The 16,514-nt window shown below is 55.1% G+C and carries 16 protein-coding genes; 6 read left to right on the plus strand and 10 right to left on the minus strand.

The genetic code is table 11. The features are described 5' to 3' along the window. Positions 1-256 precede the first annotated feature (256 nt). The 6 genes from patD to O3S68_RS05940 form a co-directional block, all read right to left on the minus strand. A complete protein-coding gene (gene patD, locus O3S68_RS05915) occupies positions 257-1,681 on the minus strand; it encodes an aminobutyraldehyde dehydrogenase (protein WP_269231034.1) in 1,425 nt (474 codons plus the stop codon). Between the two features lie 25 nt (positions 1,682-1,706). Continuing rightward, complete coding sequence (locus O3S68_RS05920; protein ID WP_016495988.1) at positions 1,707-2,513, minus strand: ABC transporter permease; 807 nt, start codon at positions 2,511-2,513, stop codon at positions 1,707-1,709. Further along, on the minus strand, positions 2,503-3,432 hold the full coding sequence (locus O3S68_RS05925; RefSeq protein WP_269231035.1) for an ABC transporter permease: 930 nt from the start codon (positions 3,430-3,432) through the stop codon (positions 2,503-2,505). Before O3S68_RS05925 ends, O3S68_RS05920 begins: the two co-directional genes overlap by 11 nt. 7 nt (positions 3,433-3,439) lie before the next feature. Next, positions 3,440-4,453 (minus strand): ABC transporter ATP-binding protein, encoded by a 1,014-nt coding sequence (locus O3S68_RS05930; RefSeq protein ID WP_045508238.1) that lies wholly within the window; start codon positions 4,451-4,453, stop codon positions 3,440-3,442. Positions 4,454-4,470: 17 nt separating this feature from the next. Then, entirely contained in the window at positions 4,471-5,613 is a 1,143-nt protein-coding gene (gene ydcS / locus O3S68_RS05935; protein ID WP_097406684.1) for a putative ABC transporter substrate-binding protein YdcS, read from the minus strand. 346 nt (positions 5,614-5,959) lie between these two features. After that, the gene (locus O3S68_RS05940) at positions 5,960-7,366 is read right to left on the minus strand and encodes an aminotransferase-like domain-containing protein (protein ID WP_045508232.1); all 1,407 of its coding nucleotides are present in this window, start codon (positions 7,364-7,366) and stop codon (positions 5,960-5,962) included. Between the two features lie 249 nt (positions 7,367-7,615). On the opposite strand from O3S68_RS05940, the gene O3S68_RS05945 reads away from it, so the two are divergent. The 4 genes from O3S68_RS05945 to O3S68_RS05960 all read left to right on the plus strand — a co-directional run bounded on the left by O3S68_RS05945 (position 7,616) and on the right by O3S68_RS05960 (position 10,729). Further along, a complete protein-coding gene (locus tag O3S68_RS05945) occupies positions 7,616-9,016 on the plus strand; it encodes a cytochrome ubiquinol oxidase subunit I (RefSeq protein WP_097406682.1) in 1,401 nt (466 codons plus the stop codon). Further along, on the plus strand, positions 9,016-10,026 hold the full coding sequence (gene cydB / locus O3S68_RS05950; RefSeq protein WP_269231036.1) for a cytochrome d ubiquinol oxidase subunit II: 1,011 nt from the start codon (positions 9,016-9,018) through the stop codon (positions 10,024-10,026). The genes O3S68_RS05945 and cydB overlap by 1 nt, the downstream gene beginning before the upstream one ends. After that, the gene (locus tag O3S68_RS05955; protein ID WP_017456850.1) at positions 10,026-10,154 is read left to right on the plus strand and encodes a DUF2474 domain-containing protein; all 129 of its coding nucleotides are present in this window, start codon (positions 10,026-10,028) and stop codon (positions 10,152-10,154) included. Before cydB ends, O3S68_RS05955 begins: the two co-directional genes overlap by 1 nt. A gap of 113 nt (positions 10,155-10,267) precedes the next feature. Next, a complete protein-coding gene (locus tag O3S68_RS05960) occupies positions 10,268-10,729 on the plus strand; it encodes a hypothetical protein (RefSeq protein WP_269231037.1) in 462 nt (153 codons plus the stop codon). Between the two features lie 46 nt (positions 10,730-10,775). On the opposite strand, the gene O3S68_RS05965 is transcribed toward O3S68_RS05960, so the two are convergent. Then, on the minus strand, positions 10,776-11,456 hold the full coding sequence (locus O3S68_RS05965; protein WP_045508222.1) for a nitroreductase: 681 nt from the start codon (positions 11,454-11,456) through the stop codon (positions 10,776-10,778). 96 nt (positions 11,457-11,552) lie between these two features. On the opposite strand from O3S68_RS05965, the gene O3S68_RS05970 reads away from it, so the two are divergent. Continuing rightward, positions 11,553-12,503, plus strand: a complete 951-nt coding sequence (locus O3S68_RS05970) for a LysR family transcriptional regulator (RefSeq protein ID WP_269231038.1) — start codon at positions 11,553-11,555, stop codon at positions 12,501-12,503. A gap of 85 nt (positions 12,504-12,588) precedes the next feature. Beyond that, positions 12,589-12,849, plus strand: a complete 261-nt coding sequence (locus O3S68_RS05975) for a hypothetical protein (protein ID WP_045508216.1) — start codon at positions 12,589-12,591, stop codon at positions 12,847-12,849. Between the two features lie 92 nt (positions 12,850-12,941). On the opposite strand, the gene O3S68_RS05980 is transcribed toward O3S68_RS05975, so the two are convergent. The 3 genes from O3S68_RS05980 to O3S68_RS05990 form a co-directional block, all read right to left on the minus strand. Then, positions 12,942-13,478, minus strand: a complete 537-nt coding sequence (locus tag O3S68_RS05980) for a hypothetical protein (RefSeq protein ID WP_016495976.1) — start codon at positions 13,476-13,478, stop codon at positions 12,942-12,944. A gap of 177 nt (positions 13,479-13,655) precedes the next feature. Continuing rightward, positions 13,656-15,614 carry a peptidase U32 family protein gene (locus O3S68_RS05985; RefSeq protein WP_269231039.1) on the minus strand — a complete coding sequence of 653 codons (1,959 nt, stop codon included), beginning with the start codon at positions 15,612-15,614 and terminating at the stop codon, positions 13,656-13,658. Positions 15,615-15,866: 252 nt separating this feature from the next. After that, positions 15,867-16,442 (minus strand): helix-turn-helix domain-containing protein, encoded by a 576-nt coding sequence (locus tag O3S68_RS05990; protein WP_016495974.1) that lies wholly within the window; start codon positions 16,440-16,442, stop codon positions 15,867-15,869. Between the last annotated feature and the right edge of the window lie 72 nt (positions 16,443-16,514).

Below are 16,514 nucleotides of genomic sequence, written 5' to 3' on the forward strand. Positions count from 1 at the left end.
TTTTAAAAGCCAGACATTCTTGCCCACGGTAATGACTGCCATTTTTCGCGCTGATGACATTCATGTGACAACCAATCTGGGCAATGTCTGTGTGCGGTTTTATTTAAATGTTTTTATTTCGCCACTCCGCTGATGGCTGGCTATTATTAAACCAGTTTTTCATTAATAACAACACACTTAATTTACTATGCGATTTACCTCATGTTTCCTAAGGAAATAAACGCGATAAACGCCGTCCATGGCGTTTATTTGTGGATTAATGTTTGATCATCACATGGCGAACTACGGTGTAATCTTCCAGGCCGTAGAGCGACATATCTTTGCCATAACCTGAGAGTTTCTGCCCGCCGTGCGGCATTTCGCTCACCAGCATAAAATGCGTATTTACCCAGGTGCAGCCATATTGCAGACGCGCACCCAGGCGATGCGCGCGCCCCACATCCCTGGTCCACACCGATGACGCCAGGCCATATTGCGAATCGTTGGCCCAGCTCAGCACCTGCTCCTCATCATCAAACACCGTGACGCTCACCACCGGGCCAAACACTTCCCGCTGTACAATCGCGTCCTCCTGTTTTGCGCCTGCCAGCAGCGTTGGCGGGTAATAATAGCCTGCGCCTTCATGCCTTTCACCACCGGTCACCACACGAATATGGCTGAGCGCTTTGGCTTCATCGACTGCCTTGCTAACTCGCGCCAGATGCGCTGCGGAACTGAGCGGCCCAAGCTCTGTCGATTCATCGTCCGGCGCGCCCATTTTCAGGCTGGCGACCGCCGCGCCCAGTTTTTCTACCAGTGCGTCGTAAATACCTTTTTGCGCGTAGATACGGCATGCAGCAGTACAATCCTGCCCGGCATTGTAAAAACCGAAGGTACGCACACCTTCCACCACCGCATCGAGATCCGCATCGTCAAAGACGATCACCGGCGCTTTGCCGCCGAGTTCCATATGGGTGCGCTTAATCGACGAGGCAGTATGACCAATAATGTGTTCACCCGTGGCAATCGAGCCTGTCAGGGAAACCATGCGCACTTTTTCATGGCCGGTCAGCGGATCGCCCACGGTGCTGCCGCGCCCGAACAACACATTCAGTACACCCGCCGGGAAGATATCTTTCGCCAGTTCCGCCAGTTTTAACGCGGTGAGAGGCGTAATTTCCGACGGTTTGATCACCACGCAGTTACCCGCCGCCAGCGCCGGGCCAAGCTTCCAGGCCGCCATCATCAGCGGGTAGTTCCACGGCGCAATCGAGGCGACTACGCCCAGAGGATCGCGGCGGATCATCGACGTGTGCCCTTCCAGGTATTCACCTGCCGCCAGCCCATTCAGGCAACGCGCTGCGCCAGCGAAGAAGCGGAACACATCCACTACCGCCGGAATTTCGTCATTCAGGACGCAGTGCAGAGGCTTACCGCAATTGAGGGATTCCAGCCGGGCGAAAGTTTCCGCATTATCCTCAATCACCTGCGCCAGTTGCAGCAGGCATTCGGCGCGCGCCTTAGGCGTCGTTTGTCCCCAGCTGGCAAACGCGCGATCGGCAGCCTGCACGGCGGCGTCGACTTGCGCGGCAGACGCTTCGGCGATCTCCAGCAACACGTCACCGGTAGCCGGGTTATAAACGGGCTGCTTCTCACCTTCGCCGTTAACCAGTACTCCATTGATAAACAGTTGATGTTGCATAGTTCAGTCCTTTTAGCATGGTCAGTTATTTGCCGGTTCCGGCAATCGTGTCGGTATCACGGGTCAGCCACCAGGCCCCCAGAATCGGAATCATCGTCACCAGCATTACCAGCAACGCCACAACGTTAGTGACGGGCACATCGCGCGGACGCCCCAACTGGTTGAGCAACCACAGCGGCAGCGTACGCTCGTGACCTGCGGTAAACGTGGTGACAATGATTTCGTCAAATGACAACGCAAACGCCAGCATGCCACCCGCCAGGAGCGCCGAACCCAGATTGGGTAACACCACATAACGGAAGGTTTGCCAGCCGTTCGCGCCCAAATCCATTGATGCTTCGACCAGGCTCCAGGAGGTTCGCCGAAACCTGGCTATCACGTTGTTAAACACCACCACGACGCAGAACGTGGCATGCCCCACGACGATGGTAAAAAAGCCCGGCTCCAGATTGACCGTTTTAAACGCGGTCAACAGCGCAAGCCCGGTGATAATTCCCGGTAAAGCAATCGGTAACAGCAGCAGCAAGGAAATGGCGTTTTTACCGAAAAATTCGCTGCGCCATAAGGCCATTGCAGCAAGTGTGCCAAGAACCAAGGCAATTGCCGTCGCCAGCGCCGCGATTTGCAGTGACAGTGTCACCGCATCGAGAATATCTCCCCTCGCCGCCGCCACGCTAAACCAGCGCAGCGTAAAGCCCTGCGGCGGAAAGCTGAACGCGGCATCCTCGGTATTGAAAGCATAGATGGCGATGATCAAAAGCGGAAAGTGCAGAAAGATGACGCCGCCCCAGGTGGCGACTTTGAGCAAAAACGGTGCGCGTTCAGAGTGCATCAAACGCTCCCAGGCGTTTCACAAACGCCAGATAAAGGGCGATCAACACCATCGGGACAAGGGTAAACGCGGCGGCCATCGGCATATTACCAATCGCCCCTTGCTGCGAATAAACCATATTGCCGATGAAATAGCCCGGCGGGCCAACTAACTGCGGCACGATAAAATCTCCCAGCGTCAGCGAAAAGGTAAATATCGAACCGGCCGCCACGCCCGGTACCGCCAGCGGTAACACCACATAACGGAAGGTCTGACGCGGATGGGCGCCTAAATCGGCTGAAGCTTGCAGCAGCGACGGGGGTAAGCGTTCGAGCGCCGCCTGAACCGGCAAAATCATAAACGGCAGCCAGATATAGACGAACACCAGAAAACGGCCCAATCCTGAAGTGGAGAGCGTATTGCCGCCCACGGCGGGTAGTGTCAAAAACGCAGCAAGTAGCGGCTCCAGCCCAAGATGGCTTAAAAACCACTGCGCCACGCCATCTTTCGCCAGCAGCAACGTCCAGGCGTAGGCTTTAACGATGTAGCTCGCCCACATCGGCAACATCACTGCGATATAAAAGAAGGCTTTCCATTTGCCCTGCGCATAACGCGCCATATACCACGCCATCGGAAAGGCGAGAATGGCGCTCGCTACCGTCACACATAGCGCCATCAGCAGGGTACGAAGAATGATGTCGTAATTGGCCGGATTAAACAGCGCCAGCAGATTGGCGAACGTTAAATCCGGCGTGACCGACATGGTGAAATCATCGAAGGTGTAAAACCCCTGCCATAACAACGTGAGCAGTGAACCTAAATAGACAATGCCAAACCACATCAGCGGGCCGAGCAGCAGCAAAAGCAGCCCGTACACCGGTTTGCGCCAGAAGATGGCGCTAAGATTGACGCGGCGCGGCGAGCGTTGCGCAATACTCATCACCCTTTCACCCCGCTCCCTGTAACGGCACCATCGCCTCGCGCGACCAGGAAACCCGCACCGATTGGCCCGGTGCCAGCGTTTCCGGCAGTAACGCATCGGAGAGGTTCGCCTGGCTGACTAACAGTTTTTCTCCGTGCGGCAGCGCCAGTTCAAAGCGGGTAGCTGCGCCCTGATATTGCACTGCCTGTACCACCGCGCTGGCTTCGATCTCCCCTGGCGTATTCAGGCGAATATGTTCCGGTCGCAGCGAGTAAACCCCGTTCATGCCGCAGAGTTTTTCCGAAAGCGCCGCATCAAACACATTCGAGGTACCGACAAACCCGGCGACAAACGGCGTGCGCGGGCGCAGGTAAAGCTCGCGTGGTGTATCGATTTGCTCGATACGACCATTATTGAACACCGCCACGCGGTCGGACATCGACAAGGCTTCGCCCTGATCGTGGGTAACAAAAATAAAGGTGATGCCGAGATCCTGTTGCAGCTTTTTCAGCTCCAGTTGCATCTGTTCACGCAGCTTCAGATCCAGCGCGCCCAGGGGTTCATCGAGCAATAACACTCTGGGTTCATTTACCAGCGCGCGGGCGATGGCGACGCGTTGCCGCTGGCCGCCGGAAAGCTGCGAGGGTTTACGCGCATGCACAAAACCGAGCGCCACTTTTTCCAGCGCGTCACGGGCGCGGGCATGGCGCTGTTTTTTGTCCATGCCTTTCACCATCAGCCCGTAGGCGACGTTATCGAGAACAGACATGTGCGGAAACAGCGCGTAATCCTGAAAGACGGTATTCACGTCCCGCTCCCAGGGCGGCAGCTCGCTGGCTTCGCGACCAAAAATACGAATGGCACCGCCGCTAAGCTGTTCAAACCCGGCAATCAGCCGCAGGCAGGTGGTTTTGCCGGAGCCGGATGGCCCCAGCATGGAGAAAAACTCCCCGTCGTTGACGGCGAACGTTACGCCGTCAACCGCCCGGACATCACCATAGACTCTGGCGACATCCAGGAATTCTACCGCATAGGTCATAGCGCGCTCCTGGCAGGTTAACGGCCGCCCATTATGGCGATGTAATCCTGCGTCCAGCGGCTGTAAGGCACATATTTGCCGCCTTGCGCTACCGGCGTTTTCCAGAAGGCGATTTTGTCAAAGAAGCTGTAACCGTTGGTTTCGCAGCCCTTTTCACCCAGCAAGGTGCTGGCTTTGCACCCTTCCGGTACCACCGGCAGTGAACCAAACCACGCCGCCACATCGCCCTGCACTTTTGGCGTCAGCGACCAGTTCATCCACTTATAGGCGCAGTTCGGGTGTTTCGCGTCGGCATGCAGCATGGTGGTATCCGCCCAGCCGGTTACCCCTTCTTTGGGAAAGACAGTGGCAATCGGCTGATTTTCACCTTTCAGGGCATTCGCCTGATAAGGCCACGCGCTGGAAGCCACCACGCCTTCATTCTTGAAGTCGCTCATCTGTACCGTGGTGTCATGCCAGTAACGGTGAATGAGCAAATGCTGATCGCGCAGGGTTTTCAGCACCGCCTGATACTGCGCTTCGGTAAGCTGGTACGGATCGTCAATACCGAGTTGCGGTTGCGTGGCTTTCAGGAACAGCGCGGCATCGGCGATATAAATCGGGCCATCGTAGGCCTGCACGCGCCCTTTATTACTTTTGCCATCCGGCAGATTTTGCTGCACAAAGACCACCGACCAGCTATCCGGCGGCGTCGGGAACGTTTTGGTGTTATACATCAGCAGGTTGGGCCCCCACTGATACGGTGTGCCGTAGGTTTTTCCACCGACATTAAACCATTCGCCTTTGACCAGCTTCGGATCAAGCGTTTTCCAGTTGGGGATAAGCGCGGTGTTTATTGGCTGGACGCGTTTCCCCATGATCAGGCGTAAAGAGGCATCGCCGGAGGCGGTCACCAGGTCGTAGCCGCCTTTCGCCATCAGGCTCACCATCTCATCGGACGTGGCGGCGGTTTTCACATTCACCGCGCAACCGGTCTCTTTTTCAAAGGCGGTCACCCAGTCATATTGCTTATCGGTCTGGCCGCGCTCGATATAGCCAGGCCAGGCGATAATATCCAGCCGACCTTCTCCCTTTCCCACTTCGGTTGGTTCGGCGGCGTGTGCGGTCATGACGGTCAGACCCAGCGCACACAGGCTGCTGCGGGCAAATTTCTTGCTCATTATTTTCTACTCCTGTCGCAATGAAAAAAGTGCGGCAGCCTTGCCGTAAATATATCTCCCTTAATAAAAATAGACGGCGCGCTGACGGCATGAATGTGGCCCGTCGGAAATTTCGCAAGGATGTGACAGATGACGCATTGCGTTAACAATGAAAATGCTACTGCGCGCTCTTTTAGAGTATAGACAAGGGGTTAGCGAACGTCCGTTAATCTGTGTTGCTATTCACATTTCCTATGAATACCAGGTTCGGGAGCGCAGAAAATAATGACGGCGCACGTCATATTTACGCCGCCGTTATTTTTAACGGGAGAATAAGTTATTCAGAAAATAAGAAAGACGGGTGTGGTTAATTCATCATCTGGCGAATTAATTCACCCAATTGCATTGCCGCCCGCTCCTCTTTATCGCCCCAGACCCAGGCGCAATTAAAGCGGAAAAACGAACGCCAGTTGTCGGATGTCGAAAACATTTTCCCTGGCGCAATGCTGATATGGTGCGCCAGCGCCTGCTGGCTCAGTTCACCGGCATCCAGCCCGGCGGGCAACTCCAGCCATAAGAAATAGCCGCTCTCATTACGATAGATTTTCACTTCCGGCGGCAAATGCCGCAGCAGCGCCTGCCAGGCCAGATGTTTGCGCTCGGCAAGCTGTCGACGCAGGCGGCGCAAATGAGCGTCGTAGTGGTGCGTCGATAAGTAATCGACCAGCGCCAGTTGCAGCGGTGAACTGGTGGATAAGGTGCTCATCAATTGCAATTGCTGAATGCGCCTGGCGTGGCGTCCGGCCGCGACCCAGCCGACGCGAAACCCGGCGACCAGACATTTAGAAAAGGAGGAACAGTGCAACGTCATGTCTTGCGTGTCCCAGGCTTTGGCCGGTAATGGCTGTTCACGCCCGTAGTAAAGCTCGCTGTAAACATCGTCTTCAATCAGCGTGACGTTATGTTGTGCCAGCAGCGCGACCAGTTGCGCCTTTTTCGCAGCACTTAAGGTAAACCCGAGCGGGTTCTGCGCATTGGTCATCAGCCAGCAGGCTTTGACCGGATAGTCGCTTAACGCCTGCGCCAGCGCCTCAAGATCGATGCCCTCTTTTACATCAGTCGGCACCGACAGCGCTTTTAACTTCAGCCGCTCCAGCGCCTGCAACGCGCCGTAGAAACAGGGGCTTTCAATAATCACCCAGTCACCCGGTTCTGTCACCGCCTGCAGGCTGAGGTTCAGCGCTTCCAGCGCGCCCGCGGTGATAACAATCTCATCCGGCGAAATGTTCATCCCCTGGCGGGCATAGCGTTTGGCAATGGCGTGGCGCAACTGGCTGTTTCCCGGCGGCAGGTTTTCTATCACGCTCATGGCGGTGGCGCTTTTGCTCACCTTTGCCAGTGACCGGTTGAGCTGCGGCATCGGGAACAGTTTGGGGTCGGGAAAGGCGGAACCAAACGGCAGCACCGAAGCATCGCAGCTGGCCTGTAACACGTCAAAAATATAGGTATTGATGTCCACCGCTTCGTCACGCGTGATCCTGGCCGCCGGCGCACGCGGCAAGCCAGGCGCTGGCGCGACAAAATAGCCGGACTGTGGCCTGGCAATCACCCGCCCCTGGCTTTCCAGCAACTGATACGCATGACCGACGGTCATAAAACTCAGCCCGCTGCTGACGACCTGCTCGCGCAGCGACGGCAGCTTCTCTCCGGGTCGCCAGACTCCAAGCTCAATTTGTTCTGCGATTTGCTGCGCCAGGCGCTGGTATTTTTTCATGATTTTTCACGTGTTAACAAAACGACTACATCATGGCACGCGGTGCGCCATCTTGCTATATCAGTTTATACAAAACAGCCCATTATGCGCACTGTTATGGTTACAGGTTACCGCTTCGTCTGGACTAATCCGCAACCTGCCATACCCTTTACAGGGAACTGTTATACGAAAATTACCTGTATCTGTTTCTGCAAGTTCACGCTTGCGCTCATTAACATTGACGCCACAACATTGACATTGGGGTTGTGCATGTTCGGTTTAGACGCGTTTTACCTGGCGAGAATACAGTTCGCCTTCACCGTTTCTTTTCATATCATTTTTCCGGCAATAACCATCGGCCTTGCCAGCTATCTGGCGGTGCTTGAAGGTTTGTGGCTTAAAACCCGCAACCCGGACTGGCGCACGCTGTACCATTTCTGGTCGAAGATCTTCGCCGTTAACTTCGGGATGGGGGTCGTGTCCGGGCTGGTGATGGCGTATCAGTTCGGCACGAACTGGAGCGGTTTTTCCCAGTTCGCCGGTAGCATTACCGGGCCATTACTGACCTATGAAGTGCTGACCGCCTTCTTCCTTGAAGCAGGTTTTCTTGGCGTGATGCTGTTTGGCTGGAACAAAGTCGGCCCTGGCCTGCACTTTTTGGCCACCTGTATGGTCGCGCTGGGCACCATTATGTCCACCTTCTGGATCCTCGCGTCCAATAGCTGGATGCATACGCCGCAGGGCTTTATCGTTGAAAATGGGCAGGTGGTGCCGGTCGACTGGTTTAAGGTTATCTTTAATCCTTCCTTCCCGTACCGGCTGATGCACATGACCATTGCGGCATTCTTAAGCAGTGCGTTGTTTGTCGGCGCGTCTGCCGCCTGGCATCTGTTACGCGGCAATAATACGCCCGCGATCCGCAAGATGTTTTCTATGGCGATGTGGATGGCGCTGGTTGTGGCGCCGATTCAGGCGATGGTCGGCGATATGCACGGGCTGAATACGCTTGAACATCAACCGGCAAAAATTGCCGCCATCGAAGGCCACTGGGAGAACCCGCCCGGCGAAGCGACGCCGTTGCTGCTGTTTGGCCTGCCGGATATGGAGCAGGAGCGCACGCGTTATGCCGTGGCGATCCCGGCGCTCGGTAGCCTGATCCTGACGCACAGCCTCGACAAGCAAGTGCCGGCGTTGAAAGATTTCCCAAAAGATCAGCGCCCCTATTCCCCGATTGTCTTCTGGTCGTTTCGCATTATGGTCGGGCTTGGCGTGCTGATGATTGGCCTGGGCGTCGCGGCGCTATGGCTGCGTTTTCGCGACCGGCTCTATCAGTCGCGACCGTTTTTACACTTCGCGCTATGGATGGGGCCTGCGGGGTTGATTGCCATTCTTGCCGGTTGGGTTACGACAGAAGTGGGTCGACAACCGTGGGTGGTATACGGCTTGTTGCGTACGGCCGATGCGGTTTCCGCCCATGGCGATCTGCAAATGAGCCTCAGTTTGCTGGCGTTTTTTGTTGTCTACTGTTCCGTTTTTGGCGTGGGTTACAGCTACATGGTGCGGCTGATCACCAAAGGGCCGCAGGAGCGTGATGAGCACGCCACGCAAGGTACTCCGGCGCGACCGCTGTCTGCGGCGGGCGAACATCTCCAGGCGGATGAGGATAAATAATGGGCATCGATCTTTCGTTAATCTGGTTTGTCATTATCGTCTTCGCCACCCTGATGTATATCGTGATGGACGGTTTTGACCTTGGTATCGGTATCCTGTTTCCCGTCACGCGTGACGCTCACGATCGCGACGTGATGGTCAACAGTGTCGCGCCGGTCTGGGATGGCAACGAGACCTGGCTGGTGCTCGGCGGCGCTGGGTTGTTCGGCGCGTTTCCGCTGGCGTATGCGGTGATTGTCGATGCGCTGACCATTCCGCTGACCTTAATGCTGATCGGCCTTATCTTTCGCGGCGTGGCCTTTGAGTTTCGCTTCAAAGCCACACCCGCGCACCGGCCGTTCTGGGACAAAGCGTTTCTCTCCGGCTCTCTGCTTGCCACCTTCACCCAGGGGGTGGTGGTGGGCGCGGTGCTAAACGGTTTTCCGGTGACGGGCCGTACGTTTAGCGGCGGTGCGCTCGACTGGCTGACGCCGTTTAACCTGTTTTGCGGCGTCGGGCTGGTCATCACTTACGCCCTGCTCGGCGCGAGCTGGCTGGTGATGAAAAGCGAAGAGCCGTTGCAGGGGAAAATGCGCAAGGCCGCAAGAAAACTGTTGCTGGCGATGTTGGTGGTGATTGCCGTGATTAGCCTGTGGACGCCGCTGACGCATTCCGCAATTGCCGATCGCTGGTTCAACTTGCCGAATCTCTATTTCTTCTCGCCGGTGCCGCTGTTAGTTGTAGTGTTGAGTGCCTGGCTGTGGCGCAGCCTCGGCAACCCGGATTCCCACACGCTGCCGTTTGTGCAGACGCTGGGGCTGATTTTCCTCGGGTTTAGCGGGCTTGGCATCAGTATCTGGCCGCACATTATTCCGCCGGATATCACGTTGTGGCAGGCCGCAGCACCTGTGCAAAGCCAGGGCTTTATGCTAGTCGGCGCCCTGCTGATCATCCCGATTATTCTGGTTTATACCTTGTGGAGTTACTACGTGTTTCGCGGCAAGGTGCAACATGGCGCGGGGTACCATTGATGAAACAGTCGTTTTTTAACCGCCTGATGTGGATGCTTTTAATCTGGGGAGGCAGCGTGCTGGCACTGTTTGCGGTCAGTATGGTGTTCCGGCTTCTGATGTCGGCGGCGGGGTTTAAATCGCACTAACTGGCCATGGGCAACGCACGATCCCGGCTAGAAATTTCCGGGATCGTTCACTACGCTTTTTGTTGTCAAATTTACATTAGAGCTGCGATTTTTCATGCGTTTAGGGAGAAATAATGATTAACCTCGTTCAGACGCCTTACAATCTCCGGTCGGGTTACCCGATTGTTCGCCGTACGCTGGAAGACAAAAAGAAGCTGGTTAAACAAGATGGTTTTGGCCCGGAATCGTGCTGCGCCACCGTCGAATACACGCTGCGCGGTAATTCCCGCTACGCCTTTGGCAATAGCCAGATGCGTATTGAGATGCCACCGGATATTTACACCAATAACTGGGTAAAATTGCATGGCGAAATGGCGGCGCTGATTGCGGCGATACGACGCATTGAGAACGCCGGCAACGGCGATGAACAGTTGCCGATCACCAGCGTGTATATCGAATTACGCCCCTGCGAAGCCAACTGCATGCAGGCGTTGCAAAATATCCTGCCTGATAACACCACCGTTTATTTCTCCTTTCTGCACCCCGATCAGGTTGATGAGTGGAAACAAAGCGCCCGCGCGCTTTGTGCGGCATAACACTGACCAGAGACGCTCATGATTAGCGTCTCTGGTCACCACGGCGTTACCCGTGCATCACCACACTTTGCTCAACGGGAATCCGCGGCATGCGTGTTTTCGCAGAGGGCGCAGACATATCGGCATAGCCAAACGAGATGCCGAACAGCAGCCGATAATCAGCGGAAACACCGAGTTCTTCGCGGATCATATCGGCGTGAAAACCCAGTAAAGTCTGCGGAATTCCGGCAAAACCACGCGCCGTCAATGACAGCAAAAAGCTCTGCGCATACATGCCAATGTCGGAGGCAACGCGGATGTTGTCGCCAAAAGACGGCATAAACAGAAAAGCGGCGTGTGGCGCGTTAAAAAACTGATAATTCCGCAGATAAGCCTCTTTGCGCCGAGCTTTATCTTCACGCGCCACGCCTATCGCCTCGTAATAAATCCGCGCTTGTTCATGAGCGCGCTCAAAATAGTCGCCATGAAAATCATCATAAGAAAAGGTGAAATCCGGCGTCTGGTGCCCTTGCAGATCGTTTTCCGTCATCCTTTTTCCAAGACGATTTTTCGTTTCACCGGAAACCACATGCACATGCCACGGCTGGGTGTTGCAGTTAGACGGGGAATATTGCGCATCCTGCAACACGTCCCGAATTTGCTCGTCCGTTAACGGGGTTGGTAAAAATGCGCGGGCGGAAAAACGCTGGCGGACGGTTTCATCGAAGGCTTTCACTACAGTGCTCATGATTCTTCTCCGTATTAATTGTTCGCGTAGCTTAACGATGAAACCTGTTCGCAAAAACACTACAATGCGCCATGGACCTTTGCGGATTACGCACAGATGAATAAGCTCAGTCAAATTAGCGCCCGCTCAATGCAGCTGTTTCTCGCCATTGTTCGCGAGGGAAATTTATCCGAAGTCGCTCGCAACGAAGGTCTGGCAGCCTCATCGCTGTCGCGCGTGGTTCAGCAACTGGAGCAGGCGCTGGAAACCCAGTTGTTGTACCGCAACACGCGCGCGGTGATCGCCACCGAGGCGGGTCATATCTATGCCGACACGTTTCGCGCCATGTTACAGCAGCTTGCGGACGCGCAAACGCAGGTGGACGAGCGTCGCGATGAGCCTGGCGGGCGCATTCGCATTAATGCGCCGATCTCGTTTGGCCTGCGCCATATTGGCCCCAAAATCAGCGAACTGAGCGAGCGCTATCCGCGTCTGCATATCGAACTGAACCTGAACGATGACTATATCGACCCGTTTGCCGACGGTACGGATCTGCTGCTGCGTATCGCGGCGCTGCAGGATTCTGAGTTGCACGGTCGGCTGATTGCGCATCAGCAGTGCCATTTGGTGGCGACCCCCGCCTACGTGCGCCGTTATGGTCAACCGAACACGCCAGAGGAGTTGCAGTCGCACCGGTTACTGGCGTATCGCGGGAAAAGTGGTTTGCAGCGCTGGCGTTTTCAGCGGGGGGAGAAATATGTCCAGTTTTCGCCGCAGGCCAAAATCGTTTCCGATAACGCGGAATTGCTGTTACAGGCCGCACTGAGTGATGCGGGAATATTACTTTTCCCGGACTGGCAAGTGGGTGAAATGCTGAATCGCAACGAGCTTGTAGCGCTCATGCCCGATTTCACCGCCAGTTATTCGGCAACGCCGCAGTCGCTGTGGTTGCTCTATCCTGGCGGGAAATACCCGTCGCTTAACACCCGCACGGTGATCGATTTTTTACTGGCGAGTTTCGGTTCACCGCCTTACTGGCGCTATCTTCCACCGCGCCGCCAGGAATAATCCAGAAGGCGTAACGCTCCATAATCCCTTCACTTTTTTATCGTCAAATCGTCGCCACGCAACAGAACGAGTAAGGATGGAAAAGATGAAAAAGAGTGCACTGGTGTCTGCCATTCTGGCGGTGAGCTTCTCTTCGATGGCGTTTGCTGACGAACGTCCGCCGCTACCGCCGGAACAGTACCAAAATGGCCCGCAGCATAACGGTGATAAAAAACCGTCGCACGATGCGCCGCCGCCGAAACATAAGCAAGATAAGCCGCCGCGCCCGGATGACAAACACCGCGACAAACACAACGGTAAGAAACCACCGCTGCCGGAAGAAAGTCGTCCGGGTGACGACCGCTAATCTATCCTGAAATGCAAACAGGCCTTTCGTGATGGCGAAAGGCCTGTTTTTTTATCTGGCAGATACGGTTTTAACGCCGCTTGCTCAGGAGATTACGATCCCATCGCTTTGGATAACCAGGACTTGCAGATGCCACGGCGTAAATTCCACGGTTTCGCCGGTTTATCCTGGTAGCGGTCATACACTTTATCCAGATCGTCCTGGCTGGTGATATTCAAATCCGCCGGAATTTCGACCGCGCCGCGGGAGCTGATTGCCACATAGTGTTTTCCTTTTTCAAGGAAAAATGCGGTCTCATGGATCCACATCCTGCCGCTTGAATTATCCTGAACGATTAATGTCCAGTATTGATCGCCTTTCAGACGGCTGGTAAAAAGCCGGTCAACAACGCCTTCCAGCATATTATTGCTGATGTAAATCATCTCGGCGGAATTAAAGCAGTCGCCCTCTTTGTTATAACGCTGGAAATAAAAAAGCCCTTGATGAGCCTTATTAGCCTGGGTGTAGACCACTGTCGCGTCGCTACCGGTATAGGCCTGATAACGCTGCGTTCCGAGCGGGCCAGGCGTACAGGCAGACAATAAAAAAGCACCAGCAACAAGCAAGGCGCTTAACGTAAATTTACGCATTTCCTCTCCGTGAATATCATCAATAAGCCATTTCTTATTATTTTCGCCCGGCTAGATTAACGTATTACGGTTATTAACGCATGCTTGTTATTAGCGCAGCGAGATAATTTATAGCTATTCAGAAGAATTGTTTTAGGGACAGTAAAAAAAACAGGGTGGCATAGCGCCACCCTTTGTTTATTTGCGTTTTGGCAACGTTTTTACTAAGTCATCGGCACTTATCGACGCCACTACGCTGCCCGGCAGGGGCATTTTCAGTATATGGTTCTTAATTTTGCCTATCACATGCATTTCACACGGACGGCAGTCAAACTTCAGCGTCAGCACTTCGTCGCCATGCACCAGTTGCATCGGCGTCGCGCGCCAGCTTTTGATGTTGCCTTTCGCCTGTTTCGGGCACAGGTTGAAGGCGAAGCGCAAACAGTGTTTGGTGATCATCACCGGCACATCGCCCTTCTCTTCATGCGCTTCGAAGGCGGCGTCAATCAGCTGCACACCGTAGCGGTGATAAAATTCACGCGCTTTATGGTTATAGACGTTTGCCAGGAACGACAAGTGTGTTTCCGGATAAATCGGCGCGGGTGTCGCCACCGGTTTGCGGCTGCCGCGTTGGTAATTCGCCAGCCGGGCCTCTTCCAGCATCTCTACCGTTTCGCGACGCAGCTGGTTGAGCAGGCTGTTGGGCACAAACAGCGCACCCGGCAGATTCACGGTGATCGCCTGTGCGTAATACCGGGTTTGCCCCAGTTTCGCCAGCCCGTCTTTCAGGCTTTCCAGCGCTTTTTGCGCATTATTGGCTTCGTCAAACTGCCCGTCCAGCGTGTGCGTCACGCTGACGCCATCTTCGCTGGTCAGCGTCAGCACCAGTTGCTCCTGCCAGCCGCCCAGCTCAATATCCACGCCGATGCGACGCTCGCTGGAGGTTTTCAGTAATGCCTGCTGCCAGTTATGGTCAAGGTTACGGTTCAGCGCGTGGTGCGGGCGCAGTGTTCGCAGCGCGTCCGGCATTTCGTTCGGGAATACGCGGTAGCGGTTCTCGCCCGTTTTCTCGGCGACGTTGACACGAAAACCCACCACTTCACGCTTCACCAGCACGTTCAGGCCATCACCGTTGGCCAGCGGTTCGGTCACTTCAACATCGAGATGATCTTTCGCTACTTTCAGCACTTCACCGACCGGCAGGCCGATAAATTTCGGGGAATCAAACGCGCCGATATCAATTTTACGCGCATTGACAAAATAATCGGTGCTGCCGCGATGGAAGGTTTTGTCCGTCGAGGGAATAAAGAAATGTTCGGTACGTCCGGCGGACGCACGCGCCAGGTCGCCGCGATCTTCGATAATGGCGTCCAGCATCTGGCGATAATGCGCGGTGATGTTCTTCACGTAGCTCATATCTTTGTAGCGCCCTTCAATTTTGAAGGAGCGCACACCGGCATCGATCAGCGCCGCCAGGTTGGCAGTCTGATCGTTATCTTTCATCGACAGCAGATGTTTTTCATAGGCCACGACGCGGCCCTGATCGTCTTTTAGCGTATAGGGCAAGCGGCACGCCTGAGAGCAGTCGCCGCGGTTAGCGCTGCGCCCGGTCTGCGCATGGGAGATATTGCACTGCCCGGAGTACGCCACGCACAGCGCGCCGTGGATAAAGAACTCAATGGTGGCGTCGGTCGCGTTATGAATGGCGCGGATCTGCTCCAGGTTCAGCTCACGCGCCAGCACAATCTGGCTAAAACCGACATCGGAGAGGAATTTGGCTTTTTCTACACTGCGAATGTCGCACTGTGTACTGGCGTGCAGCTCAATCGACGGGATATCCAGCTCAAGTACGCCCATATCCTGCACGATCAGCGCATCGACCCCGGCCTGGTACAGGTCATGGATCAGGCTCTGCGCCGGTTCCAGCTCGTCATCATGAAGGATCGTGTTCAGGGTAATAAACACTTTCGCGCCGTAGCGATGCGCGAACGGCACCAGTTCGGCGATATCGCGCAGGCTGTTACCGGCGTTGTGGCGCGCGCCAAAGCCAGGGCCGCCAATGTAGACCGCGTCAGCGCCATGAAGGATCGCTTCACGGGCGATGGCGGTGTCGCGGGCCGGGCTTAACAGTTCAAGATGATGGGGGTGCAGGCGCATACAATCGTCGTTATCCATTATGTACAAAATGGCGGCTATTGTAGTCACAACCGGGGCGTTTCACCACCTGCCGCAGGGGGAATTTGCGTCTGTCGGCAATGCAATGTCGAAATTGCTATTTCCGCTGCGTTTCATGCGGCGATAGAGTGGTGGCTCGGACATTCCTCGTCACGTTTTATCCACCGTACTGCCGGTTGCAGGTGAGGCTGAACTTTCCTGCAGCCCGAAGTATCGCGGGTCAACGTTGTCATGTTATTTATCGTCGTCGTTTTTAGCCGCGGGCGTGCTTGCGGCTTTTTCTTTTGGATAATGGATCAACGAGTGGAAATGCACGGTGTGTGCGGAACTGTTGCGATAGGCATGGGCCTCATCGCCCGCAAAGCGCACACCCATTCCGCTGGTAAATGTTTTCCACTGCCCGCCGAGACATAAATCCAGCGCGCCATTGATGACAATCACATGCTCAATCACCCCGCTTTCGTGGGGCGTCGATTCACTTATCGCCCCCGGCGCCAGCGCAATTGAAAAGAGATCAAAGTGCAGCTTTTCATCCCACGGGAAAATGGGCGTGATTACCATCGCCTGCTGTTCAGGATCGTAGGCGTGCGGGGTATCGCTCTCCGGTGGCGCAATAAAGGTAGAAAACGGCACGTTCAGGCCGGTGGCGATTTTCCAGAGCGTGGCCACTGTCGGGCTTGATTCATTACGCTCAATTTGCCCGAGCATCGCTTTGGAAACGCCCGTCTCTTCTGCCAGCCTGGAAAGGCTCCAGCCACGGCCCTGACGGAGAAGTTTTAAGGTGCTTGCCAGGTAGTCTGCGATGTTCATTACGCCTCCGGGAAGAAAAATCCGGGGCAGTATAGCGCAGCGTTTCTTTTTTAGAGAGTGAAACTATAACCA

Origin of the sequence: Kosakonia sp. SOY2 (genome assembly GCF_027109175.1) — a bacterium.
Taxonomy (GTDB): Bacteria; Pseudomonadota; Gammaproteobacteria; order Enterobacterales; family Enterobacteriaceae; genus Kosakonia.

Coding starts and splice junctions, on each gene's coding strand:
- O3S68_RS05930 (WP_045508238.1), bottom strand. CDS start 4,453: ATGACCTATGCGGTAGAATTCCTGGATGTCGCCAGAGTCTATGGTGAT.
- O3S68_RS05945 (WP_097406682.1), top strand. CDS start 7,616: ATGTTCGGTTTAGACGCGTTTTACCTGGCGAGAATACAGTTCGCCTTC.
- O3S68_RS05985 (WP_269231039.1), bottom strand. CDS start 15,614: ATGCGCCTGCACCCCCATCATCTTGAACTGTTAAGCCCGGCCCGCGAC.
- O3S68_RS05925 (WP_269231035.1), bottom strand. CDS start 3,432: ATGAGTATTGCGCAACGCTCGCCGCGCCGCGTCAATCTTAGCGCCATC.
- ydcS (WP_097406684.1), bottom strand. CDS start 5,613: ATGAGCAAGAAATTTGCCCGCAGCAGCCTGTGTGCGCTGGGTCTGACC.
- O3S68_RS05955 (WP_017456850.1), top strand. CDS start 10,026: ATGAAACAGTCGTTTTTTAACCGCCTGATGTGGATGCTTTTAATCTGG.
- O3S68_RS05975 (WP_045508216.1), top strand. CDS start 12,589: ATGAAAAAGAGTGCACTGGTGTCTGCCATTCTGGCGGTGAGCTTCTCT.
- O3S68_RS05970 (WP_269231038.1), top strand. CDS start 11,553: ATGAATAAGCTCAGTCAAATTAGCGCCCGCTCAATGCAGCTGTTTCTC.
- O3S68_RS05940 (WP_045508232.1), bottom strand. CDS start 7,366: ATGAAAAAATACCAGCGCCTGGCGCAGCAAATCGCAGAACAAATTGAG.
- O3S68_RS05920 (WP_016495988.1), bottom strand. CDS start 2,513: ATGCACTCTGAACGCGCACCGTTTTTGCTCAAAGTCGCCACCTGGGGC.
- O3S68_RS05980 (WP_016495976.1), bottom strand. CDS start 13,478: ATGCGTAAATTTACGTTAAGCGCCTTGCTTGTTGCTGGTGCTTTTTTA.
- cydB (WP_269231036.1), top strand. CDS start 9,016: ATGGGCATCGATCTTTCGTTAATCTGGTTTGTCATTATCGTCTTCGCC.
- O3S68_RS05965 (WP_045508222.1), bottom strand. CDS start 11,456: ATGAGCACTGTAGTGAAAGCCTTCGATGAAACCGTCCGCCAGCGTTTT.
- O3S68_RS05990 (WP_016495974.1), bottom strand. CDS start 16,442: ATGAACATCGCAGACTACCTGGCAAGCACCTTAAAACTTCTCCGTCAG.
- O3S68_RS05960 (WP_269231037.1), top strand. CDS start 10,268: ATGATTAACCTCGTTCAGACGCCTTACAATCTCCGGTCGGGTTACCCG.
- patD (WP_269231034.1), bottom strand. CDS start 1,681: ATGCAACATCAACTGTTTATCAATGGAGTACTGGTTAACGGCGAAGGT.